Below are 22,332 nucleotides of genomic sequence, written 5' to 3'. Positions count from 1 at the left end.
TAAAAAATATTTTAATTTACACCAGAAGAAAATCAAATAAAACTAAAAAAAGCTGGTTTTTGGCCAGCTTCTGTTAATATATTGTATAAAAGGACTATACAATATATTAACAGATAGCGCTCCACCAATTTTTCAATTGGTGACAGTTGCATGGATATTCTCCATGCACCCAGGGAAGTTTCCAAGAAGAATGAAACTCCCTTCGGCGTCTTTTCCTTTCAGCAGGATTCATCTGTGTCTTCTTTCACATCCACCTGCCTACTCTTAAAAGACGCGCCTCTATCTATTAATATATTATGAGCTATTTACTTTTGGTGTTTATTTAATAATATCATCAAAAAACTTTGCATGTCAAATCTTTTTGAAAAACTAAAAATTTAGTTTGGTGTGATATAATTTTAATAACAGACGCTTGGAAAAAATAAAATGGGGGATGAAGGATTTGGAAAAGGTCAGAGATAAATTTGCCAGGTTTCAAAAAGCACTTTTGAAATTGAAAGAAGCTGTAGCACAAAACACCGATAATCCTCTTTTGTATGACGGTGCTATTCAAAGATTTGAATTTACCTATGAGCTTGCATGGAAACTATTGAAGGTGTATTTGGAATATCAGGGTATTGTTGGCATTTCTTCACCCAGAGCAGTTTTCAAGGAGGCATTTTCTGTGTGTTTGATTGAGGATTAGGAGAAGTGGCTCAAGATGATAGAAGATAGAAATTTGACTGTTCACACTTACGATGAACGTGTTGCCAAAGCTATTTTTGAGAGAATCAAAAGCGATTATCTGCCTTTATTTGAGACGATTGAAAAAAGAGTTGAGGAGCTGATTAAATGAAATTTGGGATTGAAGAAGTCATATTTGACAGGATTATAAATCTTATCAGAAATGAAAAGTCTATCAAGAAAGCTATATTGTTTGGTTCAAGAGCAAGGGGTGATTTTACTAAATATTCAGACATTGATATTGCAATAATTGTGGATGGCAAAATGTCACCTGAATTCAAATTGGATCTTGACGAGGCTGCAGGGCTTTATAAAATTGACATAGTTGAACTTGAGGGATTGGAAAATGAGACCTTCAAAAATAGAATCTTGAAAGAAGGAATTGTAATATTTGAAAGGGGAGTTTAAACAGATGTTTAGGGTGGGGATTGGATATGATGTTCACAGATTTGAAGAGAAAAGAAAACTAATTTTGGGCGGTGTTGAAATTCCATTTGAAAAAGGGCTTCTGGGGCATTCTGATGCAGATGTCTTGATTCACGCGATAATTGACGCAATACTTGGAGCTATGGGCGAGAATGATATTGGAAAGCTATTTCCTGACACTGATATGAAATATAAGGACATTTCAAGCATCACCCTTTTAAAAGAGGTTTCAAAACTTTTGGTAAGCAAAGGAATGAGTATAGTCAACATAGACACAACAGTTGTTGCACAAAAGCCAAAGATTTCTCCATACACCGATGAGATGAAGACAAACATTGCAAAAGCCTTAAATATTGAAAAAACTCAGGTTAATATTAAGGGAAAAACCACAGAAGGTTTGGGCTTTGAAGGAAGAGAAGAAGGAATTTCAGCATATGCAGTTGTTCTATTGCACGAATAAATGTTTGATAAATTTTGTTTTAAATGATATAATTAAAAAAGTAAACTTCTTCGATTAATTTAAAAATACTGGATGTGAGAAAATGTTAGATTTTCACAGTTTAGTTCAACAGATAAACCAGAAGAAAAATGTGATACAGGAAAAGGAAAAAGAGGTAAAAGAAAATATTCATGAAGTTCTTCAATTTTTGAGCTTTTTAGATAATCAAAAAGTAGAAAGTGTACTTTCAAAAATTCCAGGGAAAGCTGAAAAAAATGAAATCTTATTTTGTCTTCCATATTACAGTAATTTTGATGAATTCATGATGAGTTTTTTATGTGAAATTCAGACAAGTTATGAGGTATTTGCGGTAGATGGCAGCAATACAGAGATTGACAGGCATATCTCACAACCCTACTATCTTTTGAACATTGCCTGTGTGGATATTGTTTATGATAGTAAAAATAGCCATTTTAATTACCAGACATATCCATACATCTACCTTGATGAAGAACTTTACTCAAGAAAAGAAGCTCAGGCAATCAAAAGTCCCTCAGAAATATCAAGAGAAAGACAGGCAAAAGAGTACATGGCTATTTTGGATTATGTTGAAAACTCTTTACCCAGGAGTGAACTGAGACTTGTTCTTTATGACGGGAATCTTATCGACTGGACACAGGACAGGCAGGGTTTGCGCTTTGGCAGGAGGGCAAATCCTGAGCTTGAAAGGATTTTTGAGCTTGCGGAAAAGAAAAGCATTGCAGTTTGTGGTTTTATATCAATGCCAAAAAACTCTATTATTTCAAATCTTTATAGAATTTATAAATGTGAAAAGACAAGGATTGATTGCAGGGAGTGCAGCAAAGAAGAAAAGAGAGATTGTGAGAAGATAGAGAGAATAAGAGATGTGTTTTTGTTCTCACATCTGAAAAATGGACAGCACTCAAATGTGTTTTATACACTGGGAAGAGCTTTTGATGAGTTTGAAGACACAGACATTACTTATGTTTACCTTGCAACTGGCTATGAGGTTGCCCGAATAGAAGTTCCTGTTTATGTTGCAAAAGACAGAGATTGGCTTGAAAAATGTGTTGGTGCTATATATCACCAGTGTCAGATTGGTTTTGGTTATCCTATTTCGCTTACACATGCTCATGAGTTTTCTGCCATTTCACATCAGGACAAAACAGCCATAGAAAGTATGCTTTTTGAGATGGGGGACAGTGTTTTACCTTATTCTGCAAAGAAAAACAACAAAGTGAAAAGAATAATTTAAAACTTGAGGGAGTTGTGTTTGAAAATGATAACAAGTGGAAAAGTGGTGGGAGAAATAATAGATATTTCCTTTACGCAGATTACATGTGAGGCAAAGGACCTTGAAAATATTCCAACACCCGGGCAGTTTATAAGATTTGCACTTGATGATTACATTGTTCTGGGTTGCACCACAAGATATGATATAGGGAATATCTCACAGGAAGGATATCCCCGGGCGTTATGGAAAAGTCCCGATGATCTTGAAAAATTCTATCCACAGCTTCAGCATATTCTAAAAGGTTATTTTAAATGCGTAATCCTTGGCTTTATATCAAACGGTAAATTTATAAGCTGTCTTCCCGACAGAAGTATAAGACTTCATACAATGGTTGAGCTGGCAGAAAAGAAGGATATACTTCTTGCGACTCAAAACAGTTTATTTTTAAACTCTATTATAAAGGCAAAGGATGTTGACATTATTGAGGTAATTCCTTGGATGCTATATTTTGCATATATTGCAAGAGAAAAAGATTATGAATACATTGAACATATGGGAAAAGAGCTGAACATGTATTTAAGGTATGACCTGAACCTTCTTACACCTGTAATTGAAAGGCTGGAAAATTTAATTGCAAATATGTAGTTTAGAGGTGAACAAAAAATGCAGGAGAATTTTTATAAACAGGAGAAGATTGGCAAGGTTATAGGTGGTTCTTTTTTAGAGGGGCTTGCAATAAAGGTTGAAGACCAGTCTATAATTGAGGATACAAGGATAGGCAGTATCCTTGTCAGCCAGACAGAAAAGAAAAAGTACTATTGTATGCTTACTGATATGGTAATTGAAGGTATGAACAGGCAGTCGTTATCTGAGCTTCCAAGGGGGAGCAGTTTTTCGCTGTTAAATAAAATCACAAGAGGGACTTCAATTTACACAGTATTCAAAGCACAGCCTGTGCTTGCGTTTGACCTGAAAGAGGGTAGAAATCAGCCAATAAGGAATATTCCTGTTCATGCATCGGATGTGAGAAAAGCAACATATGACGATATTCAGGATGTGTTCGGAAGTTTTGAAAAAGACCCAAAGCGCTTTTTCCCAATCGGAAGTGTTCTTGACATGGATGAAAGCACTCAGGTGTGTATTGACATAGATAGATTTATTGAAAGAAGCAGCGGCATTTACGGTCGAACAGGGACAGGTAAGTCTTTTATTGCAAGGATTATAATGGCGGGAATTATTCTTTCTGACAAAGCATCTTTGCTGATATTTGATGCACATTCAGACCACGGACCGGATAGTGTTGATGAAGAAAATCATATGATAAAGGGACTGAAGAGCCTTTTTGGCAATAAAGTCCAGATAATGACAATTGATCAAAGCAGTGCAAACAGAGCGGGAGTTCTTCCCATAGAGATTGATGTGAGGGATGTTGAAGTTGATGATATTCTATCAATCTCGGAGGATCTGAACTTGAATGAAACAGCAGAGCAGGTAATGATTGCACTAAAAAACAGGTTGGATGCACAGGGAAGACACTGGCTTGAAGAAATCCTGACAAATGGTGAAGAACTTGCTGAAGAGTTTAAAGACAGTGAGGCTGTGGTCAACAGAAGTTCACTTTTAGCTTTAATACGAAAGATTTCTATGCTAAAAGAGCTACCCTATCTTCGCTATGGCAGAAGACCCGGTACAAATTCAATTGATATAATACTTGACTATCTTCAAAGAGGCATTAGCGTTGACATTACCTTTGGCAATAGTGATAAGCTACTTCATTATCTTTTTGTCACAAATGTGCTTTCAAGGCGAATATACAAAAAATACATGGATATGTATGAGAAGCATATTTCAAATAGAAAGAAATATCCAGCACCAAGACCGCTTGTGATTGCCATAGAAGAAGCACATAGATTTTTGTCGCCAGATGTTGCAAAGCAGACTATCTTTGGAACAATAGCAAGAGAGATGAGAAAGGCAAAGGTAAGTCTTATGTGCATAGACCAGCGTCCATCTCAAATACACAGTGAAATAGCATCTCAGATAGGTACAAGAATTATTCTGGCACTTTCTGATGAGGCAGACATTGCGAGTGCTCTTGCCGGTATGAAAAATAGCAAGCAGCTTCGAGGTATCATTGAGTCTCTTGATTCAAAACAGCAGGCGCTTGTGATTGGGCATGCTGTCCCAATGCCGATTGCTATTAAAACAAGAGAGTATGATAGGAGCTTTTATGATTTTATTTCTCTTTACGTTCCAAAGAATGACATTGAAGAAAATTACAAAAAGGTACTTGATGCAGCAGATGAGTTTTTGAAAGAGATGGAATATTAAAACTTTATAAAGGGTGGATTGAAAATGCCTGTAAAAGGTGTTCACACAGCAGATCTTCATTTCGGTGTGACAACATACAGCAGGGAAACTCCCGACGGGCTTGGTTCACGTGTTCATGATTTTTTCAGAACGTTTGACAGGATTCTGGATTATATAAGAAAAGAGAATATAAATCTTTTGTTAATTACGGGTGACATTTTCAAAGACAGGGAACCGAATTCCACTTTGAGGAATATGTTTTACAAAAGGATTGTTGAGATTGCCAGAGAAGGAGTACTGGTTGTAATAGTGCCGGGGAATCATGATATGCATCCGTTTGAAACAAGACATCATACAGTAAAGGTTTTTGAGATATTCAATCAGGAAAATATTGTTGTGATGGATAAATTTTTCGAAACAAAGGTATTTAAGATAAACCAGGAGAAAATAAGGATTATAGCCGTACCTTACCTTTACCTTGAAAGATTTATTGACAGGACAATTGAAAAGATTGATCAGCTTGAACAGAACATCGCCAATTTCTTTGAGAAAAAATTGACAGAGGTTCTGGATTCATGTGATGATGATATACCCACAATCCTGGCAGGACATTTTGCGGTCAGCGAAGCAGAGATTGGCAGCGAAAGAATGATTATGGTAGGGAAAGAGGTAAAAGTGCCACTTTCTGTGCTTCTAAATCCAAGGCTCAAATTTGTTGCACTTGGGCACATCCACAGGACGCAGGTTTTGCACTCTGAAAACCCGGCAGTTTTGTACTGCGGATCACCTGACAGGATAGACTTTTCAGAAGCTCAGGACCAGAAAGGATTTGTGGTGTTTGAAATAGATAAAGACAATTTTTGGTTTGGCTTTCAGCCTGTTGTAACAAGACCATTTTATCAGCTTGAGATTGACCTGTTTGAGCCGGATGGAGATGTCAACAGAATAATCTTATCAGAGTTGGAAAGGAAAATAAAAACGCTGGAAGAAAGCCATGGCAATGTAAAAACGTCGGTTTTGAAACTTACAATAAAAACACAGAGTTTGTTAAAGGAAAAGATAAATTTAAAGAGTATAGAAGAGCACTTAAAAGAAAATTGTTTTATTCTGGCTCCGGTTGAAGTGCAGATTTTGGATACCAGAAAGGATTTTAGGATTGCCGATGTGGATGAAAAGTCAGATCCTGTTTTCGCATTTGAAAGATACTTATCCGCAAGTCAAAAGTATAAAGATATAAAGAACAAAAATGAGGTTGTGACAGTTTTTAAGACTTTGCTTGATGAAGTGAAGGAAAGTTAAAAAGTTGTTGGGGGCTGAAGAATGTGAAGCCGCTTTTTTTGAAGATTGAGAACTTTAAATCTTACGGAGAAAGTCAAAATGAGATAGATTTTAGCAATATAAAAGTTGCATGTATTGTTGGTAGAAACGGCAACGGTAAATCTTCGGTTGCAGAAGCCATTGCATGGGCACTTTTTGGCGAGTTTGAAAGACTTCAGACTGGCAAGCGTGGAAAAATCTCTGAGACAGAGTATATAAATACGAATAAAGACTACATGCAGGTTGAGTTTGAGTTTGAGATGGATGGTATAATATACAGGGTTGTTAGAAGGCTTGACAGAAGAGGCAAGAAATATCTTTCACTTTTTATTAAGAAAAATGATGTGCTCATTCCCATAACTGAAGCAAATTACACTCAGACACAAAACAGGCTTGAAAAGATACTGGGTATTGATTTTAACGTCTTTTTGCACTCTGCATACCTTTCTCAGAAACGAACAGAGGACTTTTTGCTGTCCTCTCCGGAGAACAGACGGGAGATTCTGGCAAAAATCTTGAACCTCAGCATATATGACCGGATAAACGATCTTGCAAGGGAGAGGAGAAAAGAAAAGAAGGTATTGCTTGAAATAAAAGCAGGAGAATATGAAGAAAATATTAAGATTGCTTCTGAACAGGACAGCATCAAGAATGTTATTTCAGATCTTGAGCAAAGATCAAAAGAAATCACAGCTAAGTTAGATATTGTTAAAAATGATCTCAACAACCTTATGAATCAGAAGTACCAGACAGAGCAGGTTATCAAAGATATAAGAAGAAAAAAGGGAGAAAAGGATGAATATGAAAAGAAACTTAATGAGATCAGGAAAAAGATTGAAAGTGCTAAAAATGAGCTTTTGAGAATAGAAAATGATCTTAAAAACCAGCATGAAATAACTGCGAAAGCCTGCGAGTATGAACAGCTGAAATCTATTTTAGATGTTTTGCAAAAGGATTATGAAAGGTATATATCACTCAAAAATGATATAGCGCTTATTGAAAAAGAAAAAAATAGCAAAGAGGAACAGAAGAAGATATTTGAAAAATCTGTGGAAGAATATAGATTAAAAATCTCAGGTGAGACAGCTGAACTTTCAAAATACCAGCAGGAGCTGGAGAGTTTAAAAGGGGAAATATCAGGTATTGAAAAGGATCTTGAAGAAATAAAAAATTTCAAATCCCAGTTGGACTCAAAAAAAGAAGAGGCTGCTAAATACGAAAAAGCTCTGGAGGTTGTGGAGAGCAAACTTAAAGAACTTGCAACAAGCTACAGATTAATTGAGTCAAATAAAGGTAAATGTCCTGTATGTTTGCGTGAAATAAAGGGTGAAGAGGAAAAAGAGCACATAAAAAGGGAAATAGCAACTCAGGGAAAAGAATACAAAGAAAAGAAAGAAAAGCTGGGTGAAGAGCTGTCAAAGCTCAAAAAAGATATAGAACAGCTTGAACAGAAGGTAAAGCAGGAGGATATTTTGCGTTCAAAGGAGAAGAGACTTCATGGGCTTTTTGAAAACTTAAAGGCAAAGATAGATCAGAAATATAAAAATATAGAGAGTTTGCAAAACTCCATAAAGCAGAGTCAGGAAAAGATATATACTTTTGATGCTGAGGTAATTGAACTTACAAAAAAACTTCAGGATTTGAACAATAAGCTCTATCAACTGAACTTTGATGAAGCAAATTACAAACGCGTTTTTCAAAAAGCAAAAGAGCTTGAGGTGTATTTGAAACTTTTAAAGGAGATAGAGATAAAGAAGGTTAAAGCAGAAAATCTTAAAAAGAATCTCAATGAATATCAAAATGAAGCTTTGCAGCTTCAAAAGAAGCTTGAAGAGATAGAAAAAGACATTTTGCAGATGTCTTCTAATTCTCCGGAAGAGAAGCTGAAAGAAATACAGACCAGTATAAATGGCTATGAGGCAAAGGTAAAAGAGCTTGAAGCTAAATTGTCTTCCACAATGAAAGAAATGGGTATTTTTGAGCAAAGACTTGAACAGGCAAAACAGGCAGAACAAAAAGTAACTTCGCTTGAGAAAGAGATTGAAGAGCTGAAAAAGGAGATAGAGATTTACGATATCATCATTGATGTAACCGGTCCTGATGGGATAAAGAATGAGATAATTGCCAACACTCTGCCGCTTATCAGAGATGAAGCAAACAGGCTTTTAAAGCTCCTGACAGATGGTGCTTTTTCAATTGACTTTAAAACACAGAAAGAGACAGCTTCCGGGAAAACAATAGAGACCCTTCAAATAGAGATTTCGGATATAAACGGTACAAGGAACTATGAGCTTTTTTCGGGTGGCGAACTTTTCAGGATCAACTTTGCAATCAGGATAGCGCTTGCCAAAGTGCTTCTGAAAAGAGCCGGTGCTTCAATCAGGATGCTAATCTTAGACGAGGGCTTTGGTTCACAGGATGAAGAAGGGAAAGACCATATAATAGAGTGCTTGAACCAGATCAAGGACCAGTTTGATACAATACTTGTGATAACTCATATCGAAGATTTGATGGATGCATTTGACCAGAGAATAGTTGTAAAAAAAGATATGGAAGGGTCCAAAATTTTTATTGTATAATATATGAGTATTTTGTAGCAAAGATGGGGAGGTGTGCAACAGTTGAAAATAACAATGCAAAAAGGTATAATTTTGACTGGGTGATGTTAAATGTTACTAAGTGTGCAAAAGGTTAAGGAAATATATGGTAACAACAGGAGAACGCTAATAAACTGGGAAAAAGAAGGGCTAATAACTCTACTTGGGACACCAAAGGGAAGAAGAAGGTATAAAAAAGAAGACATAGAAAAACTACTGGGTATGGTAGAGGAGAAACCAAAGCCAAACGCCATTTTGTATGCAAGGGTATCAACAAAAAAGCAAGAAGAGTACCTTAAAAACCAAATTAGAAGACTTGAAGAGTATGCTAAGCTTCATGGGTGGCAGCATGAGACAATATCTGAGATAGCAAGTGATAAACGAAAACAGAAGGGGACTGTTAAAACTTTTGAACAAGATTAGGAGAGGAGAAGTTGAGAAAGTGGTAGTGGAGTATCCTGACAGGCTTGCGAGATTTGGGTTTGAGTATCTTAAATTTTTCATGGAAAGCTTTGGAATAGAGCTTATAGTTTTGAACGGAAAGGAAAATGAAGAAGACGTAAATAAAGAATTGGCAGAAGATTTAACAGCAATAGTCACGTCCTTTGCAGCGAGGATATATGGGCAAAGAGGTGCAAAAAGACGTGGTAACAGTTCAGGCTAAGCTAATTTTTGGAAGTTATGAAGACAAGCAAAAGGTATTTGAGCTTATGAGAAGATGGTCTTCATGCATGAGATTTGCATACAAAAGACTTTTAGAAGGCTATGATAGAAATAGCCTTAAAAAAGATTTGCAAGGGATTTTTGATTTGAACTCAAGATATGTAGATGATGCAATAATGAAAGCAAAAGCTGTTTTAGAGTCCTGCAAGCAAAGAGGAGAAGACCCGAGGAAAGCTATCTTTGGTGGCAGGCAGCTTTTTGAAAAGCTCAAAAAACGACATATAAACGGCAAGCCTTATAAAAAACTCAAAATTGAGTGGCAGGAAAAAAGGAAAGGAAATTTATATTCAAGAGGAGACAGAAGCAAGAAAGGAAACTTGAACACGAGGATTGTGGTAAATAAAAGTGGCACATTTTTGAGGATAAATGTAGGAGATAGAAAGTATATATTTGCAAGATTATCAGCTGGTTACAAGAAAGGCAAAGACAGAGGAGAAATTTTACAGGAGATTGCTGCCCTTGGAGTGCCTTATTCGGTAGAGCTAAAACTCAAGAATGGGAATGTGTATGCTTACTTTTCAGCAGAAGAACTCTTTCCGGCGACAGAAATCACCAGAGAAAATGGTGCTATAGGTATAGATACAAATGCATATCCCAATCACATGGCATGGGTAGAGGTGGACAGGAGCGGACAGTTTATAAGCTATGGCAAGATTCCAATGCCGGAGCTTGAAAGTGGAAATCATGACAAAAGAGAGTATTACAGATGGCAGTATGCACATGAGATTGTAAAGATAGCAAGAGAGAAAAGAAAGGCTATTGTGATAGAGAGGCTGAATATAAAAGACAAAGGAACAAGAGGTGACTTTTCGGGCAGAAAATCAAGACGGATAAGACACTTTTTCAGTTACAGGTCGCTTCTTGACAAAATCAGGATTTTAGCAAAACGAGAAGGGATAGAGGTTATAGAAGCAAATCCTGCATACACATCGGTGATAGGGATGCTCAAGTTCGCACCGCAGTTTATGATAAGCAAAGATGTTGCAAGCGCATATGTGATAGCAAGAAGAGGACTTGGGAAAAAAGAGAGGATACCTGCAAACTACATGAAGCTTTTAAATAGTCTTGATGTAAGCAGTTTAGAAGAGCTGAAAGAGTATGTAAGAAAAGAAGTTAAAAATGCCAACTTGAGAAAAAGGCAAATCAAAGAGATTGAATATGTAATGCGTAAGATACAAAGCTCTGGGAGTGAGCCAGGGAGGCTATCTGCACCACTGGATGGAACAAGTGCGATTAGCTGTAGTGCAGGCTACAATCTCTGGCGAGTTCTCAGGGTAGCGGTGGTGACGCCACTCTCCCCTGACAGGGTATTGCGAGATATGTCTGTCCTGAAGCGGATATTGGTTTCAGGGCAAGTGGGGGGACCGAAAATCGGCGTGAGTTCCTGCCACTTAAAGGCAGGGGCTATAGGAGTGCTTAAATACCGCCTGCTGGGAATGAGCACTCCGCAGATCAGGGCGGACTATAAATAGCCCAGCCGTCTAAGCTTGTGCAGTTTTGCACAGTTTAGATGACCAGGTAAAAAACATGGCAAAAAACAGGTTTCCTGGACTTGGTGGAGGTTTTAATATAAATCAACTTCAAAAACAGGCAAAAAAAATGCAGGAAGAGATTGAAAAGCTCCAGGAGGAGATTGCTCAGCGAGAGCTTGAGGTTACTGCCGGTGGCGGTGCTGTAAAAGTTGTTATAAATGGTAAAAAAGAAATCAAAAGTATTGAAATTTCGCCAGAGGTTGTCGACCCTGATGATATTGAAACTCTTCAGGATTTGATTGTTGCGTGTGTGAATGAGGCGATTAGAAAAGTTGAAAAGATGATAGAAGATGAGATGCAAAAGGTAGCGGGTTTCGGACTTCCAGGTCTTTTTTAAGATGAGGTTGATGGAGTATGCAAAAAGAAAATGCTATATCAAAACTTATCCAGCAGCTTGAAAAACTACCCGGTATTGGTCAAAAAACTGCACAGAGGCTTGCCTTTTATATCATCAATATGAAAAATGAAGATGTCAGGGCACTTGCGGATGCAATCTTGAGTGCTAAAAGCAGCACAAAACTTTGCAAGATATGTTGCAACTTTACAGAAGGTGATATTTGTCATATATGCAGTGATGAGAAAAGAGACAGGAGCATAATCTGTGTTGTTGAGGAGCCGCAGGATGTTGTGGCACTTGAAAAAGTGAAGGAGTACAAAGGGCTTTACCATGTGTTGCACGGTGCAATATCGCCGCTCAAAGGTAAATATCCAGAACAGTTGACAATTGATGTACTTCTCAAAAGGCTTGCTGATACAACTGTCAGGGAAGTAATTCTGGCCACAAATCCTGACGTAGATGGTGAGGCGACAGCTTCATATCTGGCAAGACTTATAAAACCAATGGGCATAAAAGTAACAAGGATTGCCCGCGGAATTCCTGTTGGTGGTGATATTGAGTATGCAGATGAGGTAACAATTCTCAAAGCAATAGAAGGAAGAAAAGAAATATAAGTTTATCAAAGCAAATGTTGGAGCATAATATATAACAGAAATATTTCAGGCTGTATAATATAGAATGAATATGGAAGTTTTGAATGTGGTGTTGAGTCAGCTGTCAAAAGAAGAACTTTGTGAAAAGATTCAAGGACAGATAGAAAAAGATTATGAATACTTAATTGGATATGTAAAAGGACTTCTGGAGAGTGCCAATACTCTTTTCAATTATTCTTCTGACCAGGATTTGATTGAAATTGCTATCTATCAACAGATACTTGCTGAAAAGTGGCTCAACTACCTTTACAAATTGCTAAAAAAGAACCCTCAATAAAAAAGAGGGTTCTTTTTGTTTATGATTTTACATAAAATAGGTTTGGGAAAATTTATGGGGGTTTTTAATCTGCAGGATGAAATTAACAGTGAGTTTGCTTGTTAGATTTCTATTTACATGTCTTTTCATTTTGTTTTTCAATCTGCTGTTTGATCAATACAACCTTCATATAGGCTTTAACGTTGTCAATCTTGCCATTGGTACATTAATAGGATTTCCCGGTTTTGCCTTGCTTTTTGTTCTGGCTTTTCTTTTTTGGAAGTAAAGTCAATTCTGGAAGCTTAAGTATTCCTTTTGCTTCTAAAATACCCAGCAGGTAGCCTTTAAATGATGCCACCGGCATGAAAGCTGCGGCTATCCAGTAGGATATTACAATTGGTGTGGTTGTGTGTGCTTTTTTTGCCATCTCGTCAGCAAACGAAAAAATACCAATAAATGGTGAATTCCAGAGCCTGTAAGCAACGTTGAGGTAATGAGTTTGTAAAAGTCCTTTTTCATTTAAAGAGACATTTGCAGAAGCAAGATAAGCTAAGGTCAGGGTAGGAAGAGAGGCAATTAAAATTGATATTATAGCAGCCGGCAAAGAAAGCGCATCTTTTTTCTTTGCATGATATCTTGCACTCGAAAAATTTCCGTAAAAATACAGAAGACAAATGACAATTCCACTTATTAGCTGTGAAGTTGTCCCCCTGAAAAGTGTAAAATACAGATACATAAAAGCAATGAATATAACTGTTGTAAGAAAGTGATTTTTCAGGATATGTAATCCGTACAAAAATACCTTTTTGGTGTTCATAATAAATTTTGTTGCCTCCTTCTAAAACTTTTTCAAGTTAATTATATCAGAGTTTGCATTCAAGCGGAAATAGAGATATACTTTTTTTATGAATTTTTTAAAAAGGAGCGGATTTTTTTGGCTGTCCTTGTGACAGGTGGAGCGGGTTTCATTGGTTCGCATATCGTGGACAGGTTGATTGAAAGGGGCTATGACGTTGTTGTTGTAGATAACCTGATTTCTGGTAATGCCAGGAATATTAATCCTAAAGCCAAATTTTACAAACGTGACATCAGAGATGATTTAGAAGATATATTCAAGGAAAACAGAATTGAATTCTGTATTCATCAGGCGGCGCAGGTGAGCGTGTCAAAATCAATGGAAGATCCACTTTTGGATTGCAGTGTAAACATTCTGGGTACCGTGAACCTTCTTAATTATTGCAGAAAGTACAGTGTTAAAAAATTTGTCTATGCGTCATCAGCTGCGGTTTACGGTGAGCCAAAGTATCTTCCAGTAGATGAAAAGCATCCCGAAGATCCATTGTCTTTTTATGGTATATCAAAACTTTCAGCAGAGAAGTATATAGAAAGATTTGCAGAAAGCTGTGGTTTTGAATATGTTATTTTCAGATATTCAAATGTCTATGGACCAAGGCAGGACCCTTTTGGAGAAGGCGGAGTTGTGGCAATATTTTGCGAGAGAATGCAAAATGCTAAGGATGTGACTATTTTTGGCGATGGCAACCAGACACGGGATTTTATATATGTGGAAGATGTTGCCGAGGCAAACTGCCTTGTGCTTGAAAATTCTGTTTCAGGGATATTTAATTTGAGCACCAATACAAGGACGTCTGTAAATGATTTGTTTGAAATGATATCAAGCCTGACGGGGTATAAAAAAAATGCAATATATGCTCCAAAAAGAGAGGGTGATATTGATCATAGCTGTCTTGACAATAGTCTGTTAAAAAGTGCTTTTTCATTTTCACCCAAATACCAGCTAAAAGAAGGGCTGCAGATAACAATAGAATATTTTAAAGACAGGTCGGTTTAATAGGAGCTTTTTTCGGGTATCATTATATTGTTAAAAGAATAAAACTTACATTGAAAAAAGGGGTAGTTTGAAAATGATAAAAAGAGGATTTAGATATCAGACAGGTGAGATTGAAGAGGTTTCGAAACTTTTAAGAGAAGGTAATATTCCGGAGATTGATATTGATTTTGAAAGAGAAATTGAAGAGGTTATATCTGATTTGAACACTTACGGTTTTGTAATGGCAAATGAGAACAGTCGTGACTATGACGCTGTTGACAGAATTGAACACCCTGATTTTATGTTCAGGCTAAAACTGATTGATACAGTATCCGGCAAAACATGTTTTGTGGATTTTTATGAGGCACCAAAAGATAATGACGATGGTTATGATGAGATCTGGTGGGGATAATAATATATTGCAGGTAAATTTGATGTTGACATGTGCCAATTTTTGTATTACAATAATCTATATTTAGAAAAGAGGTGAAAAAAAGATGGATATGTTTGCAGATAATGTTGTAACACTGGTGGATGAGGAAGGAAGAGAAATTTCATTTGAGATGCTTGATAAGGTCAATTACAATGGGAATGACTATATAGTGCTTCTTCCTTTGGAAGAGATAGAAAAGGAAGACGAGGAAGCAGAAGTTGTAATTCTCAGGATTGAAGACAGAGACGGTGAAGAAGTCTATGTTGGCGTAGAAGATGAGGAAGAGCTTGAGAATGTATTTGAAATCTTCCAGTCCCGCTTTGATGATGAAGACTTCGATATGTACGATGAAGAGGACGAAGAGTAAGCAAGAGAAAAATAAAGCACAGCCGTTTTCCAAAGATGGTTGTGCTTTATTTTTTTGCTATGAGATATGGTATAATGAATACTGTAAAGTTAAGGTTATATTCATTATATAAAATTTTGAAGAGGGTGAAAAAGGATGAAAAGACTTATCAAAAAAGCAATTATTCCCGCAGCAGGGCTTGGCACAAGATTTTTACCTGCCACCAAAGCTCAGCCAAAAGAGATGCTGCCGATTGTTGATAAGCCAACAATTCAGTACATAGTTGAAGAAGCTCTGGAGTCAGGTATAGAGAGCATTTTAATAGTAACTGGTAGAGGGAAAAGAGCTATTGAAGATCACTTTGACAAGTCGTTTGAGCTCGAGGTTGCGCTTGAGAACAAAAAAGATTATGACAATTTACAAATGATAAGAAAGATTGCCGATTACAATGTTCATTATATCCGCCAGAAAGAGCCAAGAGGACTTGGCGATGCGGTTTACTGTGCAAGGCTTTTTATTGATAACGAACCATTTGCAGTTCTTTTGGGTGACGACATAATAATCTCTGAAAAACCCTGTTTAAAGCAGCTGATTGAGGTGTATGGGGAGTACAGAACCACAATTCTGGGTGTTCAAAAGGTTCCTTATGATGATGTTAGCAAGTATGGTATTGTTTCAGGGAAACAGATTGAAGACAGGGTTTACAAAGTGAAAGACCTTGTTGAAAAGCCCAAAAAAGAGGATGCGCCTTCTAACATTGCCGTTTTGGGAAGATACATAATTACGCCTGAAATTTTAAACATCTTGGAGCATACCAAAGAAGGAGTTGGCGGTGAGATTCAGCTCACTGATGCTTTGAGAGAACTGTCCAAAAAAGAAGCAATGTATGCATATGAGTTTGAAGGCAAAAGATATGATGTTGGGAATAAGCTTGGATTTTTGCAGGCAACGGTTGAAATTGCACTTTCAAGAGAGGACATTGGAAAAGATTTTTACAATTATCTTGCTACTCTGGTCAATGCCAAGAATTATAAAGAAAAGTTAAAGGAATTGGATCAAGTTTAGAAGCATTTTGGCCACTTTCAAAAAGTGGCTTTTTTGCTGTTGAAAATTAACTCATATTTTTATATAATATTGGCATAAGAATTTAATACCTGATATTAATATCAAATATTAAATCATGGTGATAAAAATATGGCAAAACTATCCAGAAAGGAAAGACACAGACTGCTTCTGCAGAGGATAAAGGAGAATCCATTTATAACAGATGAAGAACTTGCCGAGGAGTTTGGTTGTTCTGTTCAAACAATCAGGCTTGACAGGGCTATTCTGGACATCAAAGAGGTAAGAGAAAGAATAAAAGAAATGGCAAAAGAAAGCCTTGGGAAGCTTAAAACAATTTCTCCACGGGATGTTGTTGGTGAGATAATTGACATAGAGCTTGAAAACTATGCTATTGCTACATTTGAGCCACAGCTATGGATGACATTTTCTAATTCTCAAATGGTAAAGGGGCAGCATATCTATGCGTTTGCAGAGTCTGTGGCAATGTCTGTTATTGATGCAAAGGCAGCCTTGATAGGTGTTGCTAATATAAAATACAAAACGCCTGTATTTGCAAACGACAGGCTTGTTGCCAGGGCAGAACTTAAAAAGAAGAGGAACAACAAGTATATAGTGTGGGTGTTTATCAAAAGAAACAGCGAAGAGGTTTTCAGGGGTAAGTTTATACTTGTTGCAACCGATGATGAAAATAAGGAGAACACCGGACAGGAGTGCAGGACTTATGAAGATAGGAATTGATGCAATGGGCGGAGATAATGCGCCATCTTCGGTTATTGAAGGAGTTGCAATGTATCTTGACAAAAATAGTCAGGACAGTGTTGTTCTTTTTGGAAATAAAAATGTGATTGAAAAGGTGTGTGTAGAGAAAATAAAAGACCTTTCAAGGGTTGAGATAGTTGACTGCAGAGAAAAGATAGAGTTTGATGATGAACCTGTCAGGGCGATAAGACAGAAAAAAGATTCATCAATTGTTGTTGGTCTGAAATATTTAAAAGAAAAGCAAATAGACGCATTTGTTTCGGCTGGAAGTACAGGTGCGCTGATGGCAGGCGGGCTTTTGATAGTTGGAAGGATTCAGGGTATAGACAGGCCGGCACTTACAACAAAACTTCCATATAAAGATGGTCAGTACCTTTTGATTGATGTTGGTTCCAATACAGATTGCAGACCAATAAACATTTTACAGTTTGCCCAGATGGCAACTGTGTATGTCAGCAAAATTATTGGGAAGAACAACCCTGCAGTAGGACTTTTGAACATAGGCACAGAGGAAAACAAGGGTAATGAGCTTTCCAAACAGTCGTATGAGATTCTTAAAAATGCAAAGAACATAAACTTTGTGGGAAATGTAGAAGCACGAGTTTTGCCATTTTCACCACCAGATATAGTTGTTTGTGATGGATTTGTGGGCAATATTGTTTTGAAGCTCACAGAAGGCTTTGGACTTCTCTTTTTTGATTTGTTAAAAGATATTGCAAAATCAAGCTTTAAAGCCAAAATAGGAGCACTTTTGTTAAAACCATATTTTAAAAAACTCAAAGGCAGGTATGATTACAAGGAAGTAGGAGGAGCTCCTCTTTTGGGCATAGATGGCATTATAATTAAGTGCCATGGCTCATCTGATGGGCAGGCAATTTTCAATGGTATAAACCAGGCAAAAGCATTTTATGAAAATAATGTTTTGGAACTGCTTAAAGAAGAGATCACCGCAGAAAGTGAGGTCTGAAAATGGCTCAAAATGTTAGGATTATCTCAACCGGCAGATATGTCCCGGATAGAATCCTTACCAATTATGACCTGGAAAAGATGGTTGATACTTCGGATGAGTGGATAACCCAAAGGACGGGCATAAAAGAGCGAAGAATTGTTGATGGGCAGACTTCTACAACTGATCTGGCAGTGAGGGCTGCCCAGAATGCAATACAAAAAGCTTCCATCTCACCCGATGACATTGACCTTGTGATTGTTGCGACAGTAACACCTGAGATGTTCTTTCCTTCAACAGCCTGTCTTGTTCAAAAAGAACTGAAGCTCAAAAATGCATTTGCTTTCGATGTTTCGGCTGCATGTTCAGGTTTTATTTATTCTATGGCCATTGCCACCCAGTTTATCCAGAATGGATTTTGCAAAAATGCACTTGTAATAGGGGCAGAAGCACTCTCTAAAATAACTAACTGGTCTGACAGGTCAACATGCGTGCTGTTTGGTGATGGTGCTGGCGCTGTGATTCTTGGCAGAAGCGATGAGGAGGGTGTTTTGGGTTTTGAGCTTGGCTCGGACGGCGAAAACGGGTCTTTGCTTTACTGTCACGCTGTAGGACTTAGCGATACGAGCTTTTCTCAGGCAAAAGAAAGTCCAAACTTTAGAAAAATCTATATGGACGGCAATGAAGTCTATAAATTTGCTGTAAAGATTATGCCGTATGCGGTTGAGAAGGTGCTGGAAAAGGTTGGACTTTCTTCATCTGACATAGACGTATTTATTCCACATCAGGCGAATATAAGAATAATAGAGAGTGCAGCAAAGCGATTAAAAATACCTATGGAAAAGGTTTTTGTCAACCTTCACAAGTATGGTAATACATCTGCTGCTTCAATTCCTATCGCTCTTGACGAAGCAGTTGAAGAAGGAAGGATTAAAAAAGGGGATAAAGTAGTTCTGGTTGGATTTGGTGGAGGCTTGACATGGGCATCTACTGTTATTAAATGGATATAGGGAAGGAAGGTGTGAAAGGCTAATGGGAAAAGTTGCAGTTATGTTTCCCGGTCAGGGTGCGCAATTTGTTGGAATGGGACTTGACTTTTATCAAAACTTTGAAGAGTCCAAAAAGGTTTTTGATCTGGCAAATGAAGCGCTTGGCTTTGATTTGAAAGATATTATATTCAACGGTCCTGAAGAAGAGCTGAAACTTACAAAAATAACCCAGCCGGTAATTTTAACAACTTCAGTTGCGATATATGAAGCAATCAGGGACAGGATAAAGCCGGATGCTGCTTTTGGTCAGAGCTTAGGTGAGTACTCGGCATTGACTGTGGCAGAGGCTATTGAGTTTAAGACGGCGGTATGGCTTGTTTCAAAAAGAGGCGAGTATATGCAAAATGAAGTACCAGAAGGAATTGGTGCAATGGCTGCTGTGATTGGTCTTACAGTTGATGCCGTAGAAGAAGTTTGCAGAGAAGCGAGTACCAGAGGCACCGTTGAGATTTCAAATATAAATTCACCTGACCAGACTGTCATCTCCGGGCACAAAGATGCTGTCTATTTTGCAATGGAGATAGCAAAACAAAAGGGCGCAAAAAGATGTATAGAGCTGAATGTTTCAGCACCGTTTCACTGCAGTCTAATAAAAGGTGCTGGAGAAAAGTTGAGAAAACATCTTTTGGAGATTGATATAAAAGAACCTCAAATACCGGTTCTGTCAAATGTTACTGCCCAGTATGTAACAAAGGACAATATTGTGGATCTTCTGGAAAAGCAGGTGTATACCACAGTCAATTTCCTTGGATGTGTAAACAAGTTATTGGAAGACGGGTTTGATACATTTATTGAAATAGGACCGGGAAATGTTTTGAGCGGACTTGTCAGGAAGATAAAGAGGGATTTGAAGATAGTAAATATAAATAAAGTAGAGGATATAAAAAATTTGTAAAAAAAACAATTAACTTTAAAACAGGAGGAAATTATTGTCATGCAGCTTTTAAAAGGTAAAGTAGCCCTGATAACAGGTGCATCAAGAGGAATTGGAAGGGCGATAGCTTTAAAGTTTGCGCAGAATGGGGCAGATGTGGTTATAAACTATTCCTCGAGTGAGTCTCAGGCACAGAGCCTGAAAGAAGAGATAGAAAAGCTGGGAGTAAAAGCACTTGCAATTAAGTGCGATGTTTCCAGTTCAGAAGAAGTAAATGCTATGTTTTCACAAATAGAAAGTGAATTTGGAAAGCTTGACATACTCGTAAACAATGCCGGGATTACTAAGGATGGCTTGATTCTTAGAATGGATGAAGAGCAGTTTGACCGGGTGATTGCCATTAACTTGAAAGGTGCTTTTCTATGTGCAAAAGCAGCAGCAAAGCTTATGGTAAAGCAAAGAGAGGGTAACATCATAAATATCTCGTCGGTTGTAGGGATTACAGGAAATGCAGGACAGGCAAATTATGCTGCTTCAAAAGCTGGCATTATAGGGCTTACAAAATCGCTTGCAAAAGAGCTTGCCTCTCGCAATATTAGAGTAAATGCAATTGCGCCTGGTTTTATAAAAACTGACATGACAGATGTTTTAAGTGAAAAGGTGAAAGAGGCAATGCTTTCTTCCATCCCACTTGGTCGATTTGGCGAAGCTGATGAAGTTGCCGGTGTTGCACTGTTTCTGGCATCAAGTTTATCATCGTATGTAACCGGGCAGGTTATTGTTGTTGACGGTGGGATGATTATGTAATAATATTCTTTATGGTGGTCATTTTCAAAGATCTAAAAATTTTAAAATTCTAAATTTTTGGAGGTGTTTTTTGTGAGTGGCGAAATTTTTGAAAAGGTAAAAAAGATTATAGCAGACAAGCTTGACATTGAAGAGGACAAAATTACACCTGAGTCATCATTTTTGGATGACCTCGGAGCAGACTCACTTGACATTGTTGAACTTATTATGGAACTTGAAGAGGAGTTCAACATTGAAATTCCAGATGAAGACGCAGAGAAAATCAGAACAGTTGCTGATGCAGTAAAATACATTGAAGAGCATCAATAAAAAGGTACTTGCCCCTGCTTTTGATAAAGAAAAAAGCAGGGGTAAAGTATTCAAACTTTGAGATTTAGGAGGCGTGAGGTGCATTGAAAAGAAGAGTTGTAATAACCGGGCTTGGTGTTATATCCTCACTTGGGTTTGATATAGATACATTCTGGGGCGCAATAAAGTCTGGAAAAAATGGTATCAAGGTTGTAGAAAAATTTGACATTTCAAACTATCCAACAAAGGTTGCAGCAGAGATTGTTGACTTTGACCCGACAAATTACATAGACAAAAAAGAAGCAAGAAGAATGGACAGATTTACTCACTTTGCACTGGCAGCGGCAAAGCTTGCCATAGAGGATAGCAACTTGGACCTGCAGAATGTCGATAAGACAAAGGTTGGTGTTGTCATTGGAAGTGGTATTGGCGGGATTGAAACACTGGAAGAACAGGCAAACATTCTGAGGGAAAAAGGTCCATCAAGGGTAAGCCCGTTTTTTGTTCCGATGATGATAGCAAACATTGCAGCAGGACATATTGCCATAACATATGGTTTTAAAGGAGTTAACGAGACAATAGTAACAGCATGTGCGTCATCTGCCCATGCCATTGGTGAGGCTTTTAAGATGATTCAACGAGAAGATGCTGATGTTATAATTACAGGCGGGGCAGAGGCAGCAATCACTCCGCTTTCGTTTGCAGGATTCTGTGCTATGAAAGCAATGTCGACAAACCCTGATCCGCAAACAGCATGCAGACCTTTTGACAAAGACAGAGATGGATTTGTAATGGGCGAAGGTTCAGCAATACTGATTTTGGAAGAGCTTGAGCATGCAAAAAAGCGCGGTGCGAAGATATATGCCGAGGTTGCTGGCTATGGAGCATCAGATGATGCATATCATATAACAGCACCTGACCCGGAGGGCGAAGGCCCCATGCTTGCTATGCAAAAAGCCATAAAGGACGCAGGAATTGAACCTCAGGAGATTGATTATATAAACGCACATGGAACATCCACACCTTTAAATGACAAGTTTGAAACACTTGCTATAAAAAAGGTTTTTGGAGATCATGCATACAGGCTTTCAATTAGCTCCACAAAATCAATGACAGGGCACTGGCTTGGTGCAGCAGGAGCTGTTGAGACTTTGATTACGGCTCTGGCTGTGTATGACAGGTTTGTTCCACCGACCATAAACTATGCTACAAAAGATGAGGAATGTGATCTGGACTATACAGTAAATCAGGGGAAAGAGAAAAATATAAAGTATGCAATGACAAATTCATTTGGTTTTGGTGGACACAATGCAGTGATTGTTTTGAAAAGATATGAAGAATAATTTTAAATGCCCCAATTGGATAT

Annotated in this window: 24 protein-coding genes, 2 pseudogenes and 1 riboswitch; of the genes and pseudogenes, 25 read left to right on the top strand and 1 reads right to left on the bottom strand. The window is 37.7% G+C overall.

The genetic code is table 11. The features are described from left to right. Positions 1 to 106: 106 nt before the first annotated feature. Positions 107 to 290, bottom strand: a riboswitch (Lysine riboswitch). Between the two features lie 143 nt (positions 291 to 433). The 14 genes and pseudogenes from OTK00_RS07880 (at position 434) to OTK00_RS07815 (ending at position 12,854) form a co-directional block, all read left to right on the top strand. Continuing rightward, a pseudogene (locus OTK00_RS07880) lies at positions 434 to 835 on the top strand (nucleotidyltransferase substrate binding protein). Next, positions 832 to 1,131: a nucleotidyltransferase family protein gene (locus OTK00_RS07875; protein ID WP_045169776.1), complete on the top strand. Its 300-nt coding sequence runs from the start codon at positions 832 to 834 to the stop codon at positions 1,129 to 1,131. Before OTK00_RS07880 ends, OTK00_RS07875 begins: the two are co-directional and overlap by 4 nt. 4 nt (positions 1,132 to 1,135) lie before the next feature. Continuing rightward, positions 1,136 to 1,609 (top strand): 2-C-methyl-D-erythritol 2,4-cyclodiphosphate synthase, encoded by a 474-nt coding sequence (gene ispF / locus OTK00_RS07870; protein ID WP_045169775.1) that lies wholly within the window; start codon positions 1,136 to 1,138, stop codon positions 1,607 to 1,609. Positions 1,610 to 1,691: 82 nt separating this feature from the next. Then, entirely contained in the window at positions 1,692 to 2,864 is a 1,173-nt protein-coding gene (locus tag OTK00_RS07865) for a DNA double-strand break repair nuclease NurA (protein ID WP_045169774.1), read from the top strand. A 24-nt stretch (positions 2,865 to 2,888) separates the two neighbouring features. Further along, positions 2,889 to 3,488, top strand: coding sequence for a hypothetical protein (locus OTK00_RS07860; protein WP_045169773.1), 600 nt, complete (start codon positions 2,889 to 2,891; stop codon positions 3,486 to 3,488). An 18-nt stretch (positions 3,489 to 3,506) separates the two neighbouring features. Next, the gene (locus tag OTK00_RS07855; protein ID WP_045169772.1) at positions 3,507 to 5,174 is read left to right on the top strand and encodes an ATP-binding protein; all 1,668 of its coding nucleotides are present in this window, start codon (positions 3,507 to 3,509) and stop codon (positions 5,172 to 5,174) included. A gap of 24 nt (positions 5,175 to 5,198) precedes the next feature. After that, positions 5,199 to 6,452, top strand: coding sequence for a metallophosphoesterase family protein (locus tag OTK00_RS07850; RefSeq protein ID WP_045169771.1), 1,254 nt, complete (start codon positions 5,199 to 5,201; stop codon positions 6,450 to 6,452). A 23-nt stretch (positions 6,453 to 6,475) separates the two neighbouring features. After that, complete coding sequence (locus OTK00_RS07845; protein ID WP_045169770.1) at positions 6,476 to 9,049, top strand: AAA family ATPase; 2,574 nt, start codon at positions 6,476 to 6,478, stop codon at positions 9,047 to 9,049. Between the two features lie 90 nt (positions 9,050 to 9,139). Continuing rightward, a pseudogene (locus OTK00_RS07840) lies at positions 9,140 to 9,731 on the top strand (IS607 family transposase). Continuing rightward, positions 9,712 to 11,262 carry an IS200/IS605 family accessory protein TnpB-related protein gene (locus OTK00_RS07835; protein WP_408612558.1) on the top strand — a complete coding sequence of 517 codons (1,551 nt, stop codon included), beginning with the start codon at positions 9,712 to 9,714 and terminating at the stop codon, positions 11,260 to 11,262. The pseudogene OTK00_RS07840 and the gene OTK00_RS07835 overlap by 20 nt, the downstream one beginning before the upstream one ends. 55 nt (positions 11,263 to 11,317) lie before the next feature. Further along, positions 11,318 to 11,659 (top strand): YbaB/EbfC family nucleoid-associated protein, encoded by a 342-nt coding sequence (locus OTK00_RS07830; RefSeq protein WP_045170200.1) that lies wholly within the window; start codon positions 11,318 to 11,320, stop codon positions 11,657 to 11,659. Positions 11,660 to 11,676: 17 nt separating this feature from the next. Beyond that, on the top strand, positions 11,677 to 12,273 hold the full coding sequence (gene recR / locus OTK00_RS07825; protein WP_045169769.1) for a recombination mediator RecR: 597 nt from the start codon (positions 11,677 to 11,679) through the stop codon (positions 12,271 to 12,273). Positions 12,274 to 12,337: 64 nt separating this feature from the next. Then, positions 12,338 to 12,589, top strand: a complete 252-nt coding sequence (locus tag OTK00_RS07820) for a hypothetical protein (RefSeq protein WP_045169768.1) — start codon at positions 12,338 to 12,340, stop codon at positions 12,587 to 12,589. Positions 12,590 to 12,665: 76 nt separating this feature from the next. Then, positions 12,666 to 12,854, top strand: coding sequence for a pro-sigmaK processing inhibitor BofA family protein (locus OTK00_RS07815; RefSeq protein ID WP_082054639.1), 189 nt, complete (start codon positions 12,666 to 12,668; stop codon positions 12,852 to 12,854). Here the strand turns inward: OTK00_RS07815 and OTK00_RS07810 are convergent. Continuing rightward, positions 12,795 to 13,385 (bottom strand): hypothetical protein, encoded by a 591-nt coding sequence (locus OTK00_RS07810; protein ID WP_045169767.1) that lies wholly within the window; start codon positions 13,383 to 13,385, stop codon positions 12,795 to 12,797. The genes OTK00_RS07815 and OTK00_RS07810 overlap by 60 nt on opposite strands. Before the next feature lie 117 nt (positions 13,386 to 13,502). Here OTK00_RS07810 and OTK00_RS07805 point away from each other — a divergent pair, with 117 nt between their 5' ends. From OTK00_RS07805 to fabF, 11 genes are all read left to right on the top strand, one after another. Beyond that, positions 13,503 to 14,420 carry an SDR family oxidoreductase gene (locus OTK00_RS07805; protein ID WP_045169766.1) on the top strand — a complete coding sequence of 306 codons (918 nt, stop codon included), beginning with the start codon at positions 13,503 to 13,505 and terminating at the stop codon, positions 14,418 to 14,420. 73 nt (positions 14,421 to 14,493) lie between these two features. After that, positions 14,494 to 14,811, top strand: coding sequence for a hypothetical protein (locus OTK00_RS07800; RefSeq protein WP_045169765.1), 318 nt, complete (start codon positions 14,494 to 14,496; stop codon positions 14,809 to 14,811). 85 nt (positions 14,812 to 14,896) lie between these two features. After that, positions 14,897 to 15,199, top strand: a complete 303-nt coding sequence (locus OTK00_RS07795) for a DUF1292 domain-containing protein (RefSeq protein WP_045169764.1) — start codon at positions 14,897 to 14,899, stop codon at positions 15,197 to 15,199. A gap of 135 nt (positions 15,200 to 15,334) precedes the next feature. Continuing rightward, positions 15,335 to 16,243, top strand: coding sequence for a UTP--glucose-1-phosphate uridylyltransferase GalU (galU, locus tag OTK00_RS07790; RefSeq protein ID WP_045169763.1), 909 nt, complete (start codon positions 15,335 to 15,337; stop codon positions 16,241 to 16,243). Between the two features lie 129 nt (positions 16,244 to 16,372). Next, positions 16,373 to 16,981, top strand: a complete 609-nt coding sequence (fapR, locus tag OTK00_RS07785) for a transcription factor FapR (RefSeq protein ID WP_045169762.1) — start codon at positions 16,373 to 16,375, stop codon at positions 16,979 to 16,981. Then, positions 16,965 to 17,969: a phosphate acyltransferase PlsX gene (gene plsX, locus OTK00_RS07780; protein ID WP_045169761.1), complete on the top strand. Its 1,005-nt coding sequence runs from the start codon at positions 16,965 to 16,967 to the stop codon at positions 17,967 to 17,969. Before fapR ends, plsX begins: the two co-directional genes overlap by 17 nt. Positions 17,970 to 17,971: 2 nt before the next feature. Then, complete coding sequence (locus OTK00_RS07775) at positions 17,972 to 18,958, top strand: beta-ketoacyl-ACP synthase III (protein WP_045169760.1); 987 nt, start codon at positions 17,972 to 17,974, stop codon at positions 18,956 to 18,958. A 22-nt stretch (positions 18,959 to 18,980) separates the two neighbouring features. Then, complete coding sequence (fabD, locus tag OTK00_RS07770) at positions 18,981 to 19,892, top strand: ACP S-malonyltransferase (RefSeq protein WP_045169759.1); 912 nt, start codon at positions 18,981 to 18,983, stop codon at positions 19,890 to 19,892. A gap of 39 nt (positions 19,893 to 19,931) precedes the next feature. Then, positions 19,932 to 20,678, top strand: a complete 747-nt coding sequence (gene fabG / locus OTK00_RS07765; protein WP_045169758.1) for a 3-oxoacyl-[acyl-carrier-protein] reductase — start codon at positions 19,932 to 19,934, stop codon at positions 20,676 to 20,678. Positions 20,679 to 20,750: 72 nt separating this feature from the next. After that, a complete protein-coding gene (gene acpP / locus OTK00_RS07760; protein WP_045169757.1) occupies positions 20,751 to 20,987 on the top strand; it encodes an acyl carrier protein in 237 nt (78 codons plus the stop codon). Between the two features lie 83 nt (positions 20,988 to 21,070). Beyond that, a complete protein-coding gene (fabF, locus tag OTK00_RS07755; protein ID WP_045169756.1) occupies positions 21,071 to 22,309 on the top strand; it encodes a beta-ketoacyl-ACP synthase II in 1,239 nt (412 codons plus the stop codon). Positions 22,310 to 22,332: the final 23 nt, after the last annotated feature.

Source organism: Caldicellulosiruptor morganii, from assembly GCF_026810225.1.
In the GTDB taxonomy this organism is placed as follows: domain Bacteria; phylum Bacillota; class Thermoanaerobacteria; order Caldicellulosiruptorales; family Caldicellulosiruptoraceae; genus Caldicellulosiruptor; species Caldicellulosiruptor morganii.
This window is presented reverse-complemented; position numbering and strand designations above follow the sequence as displayed.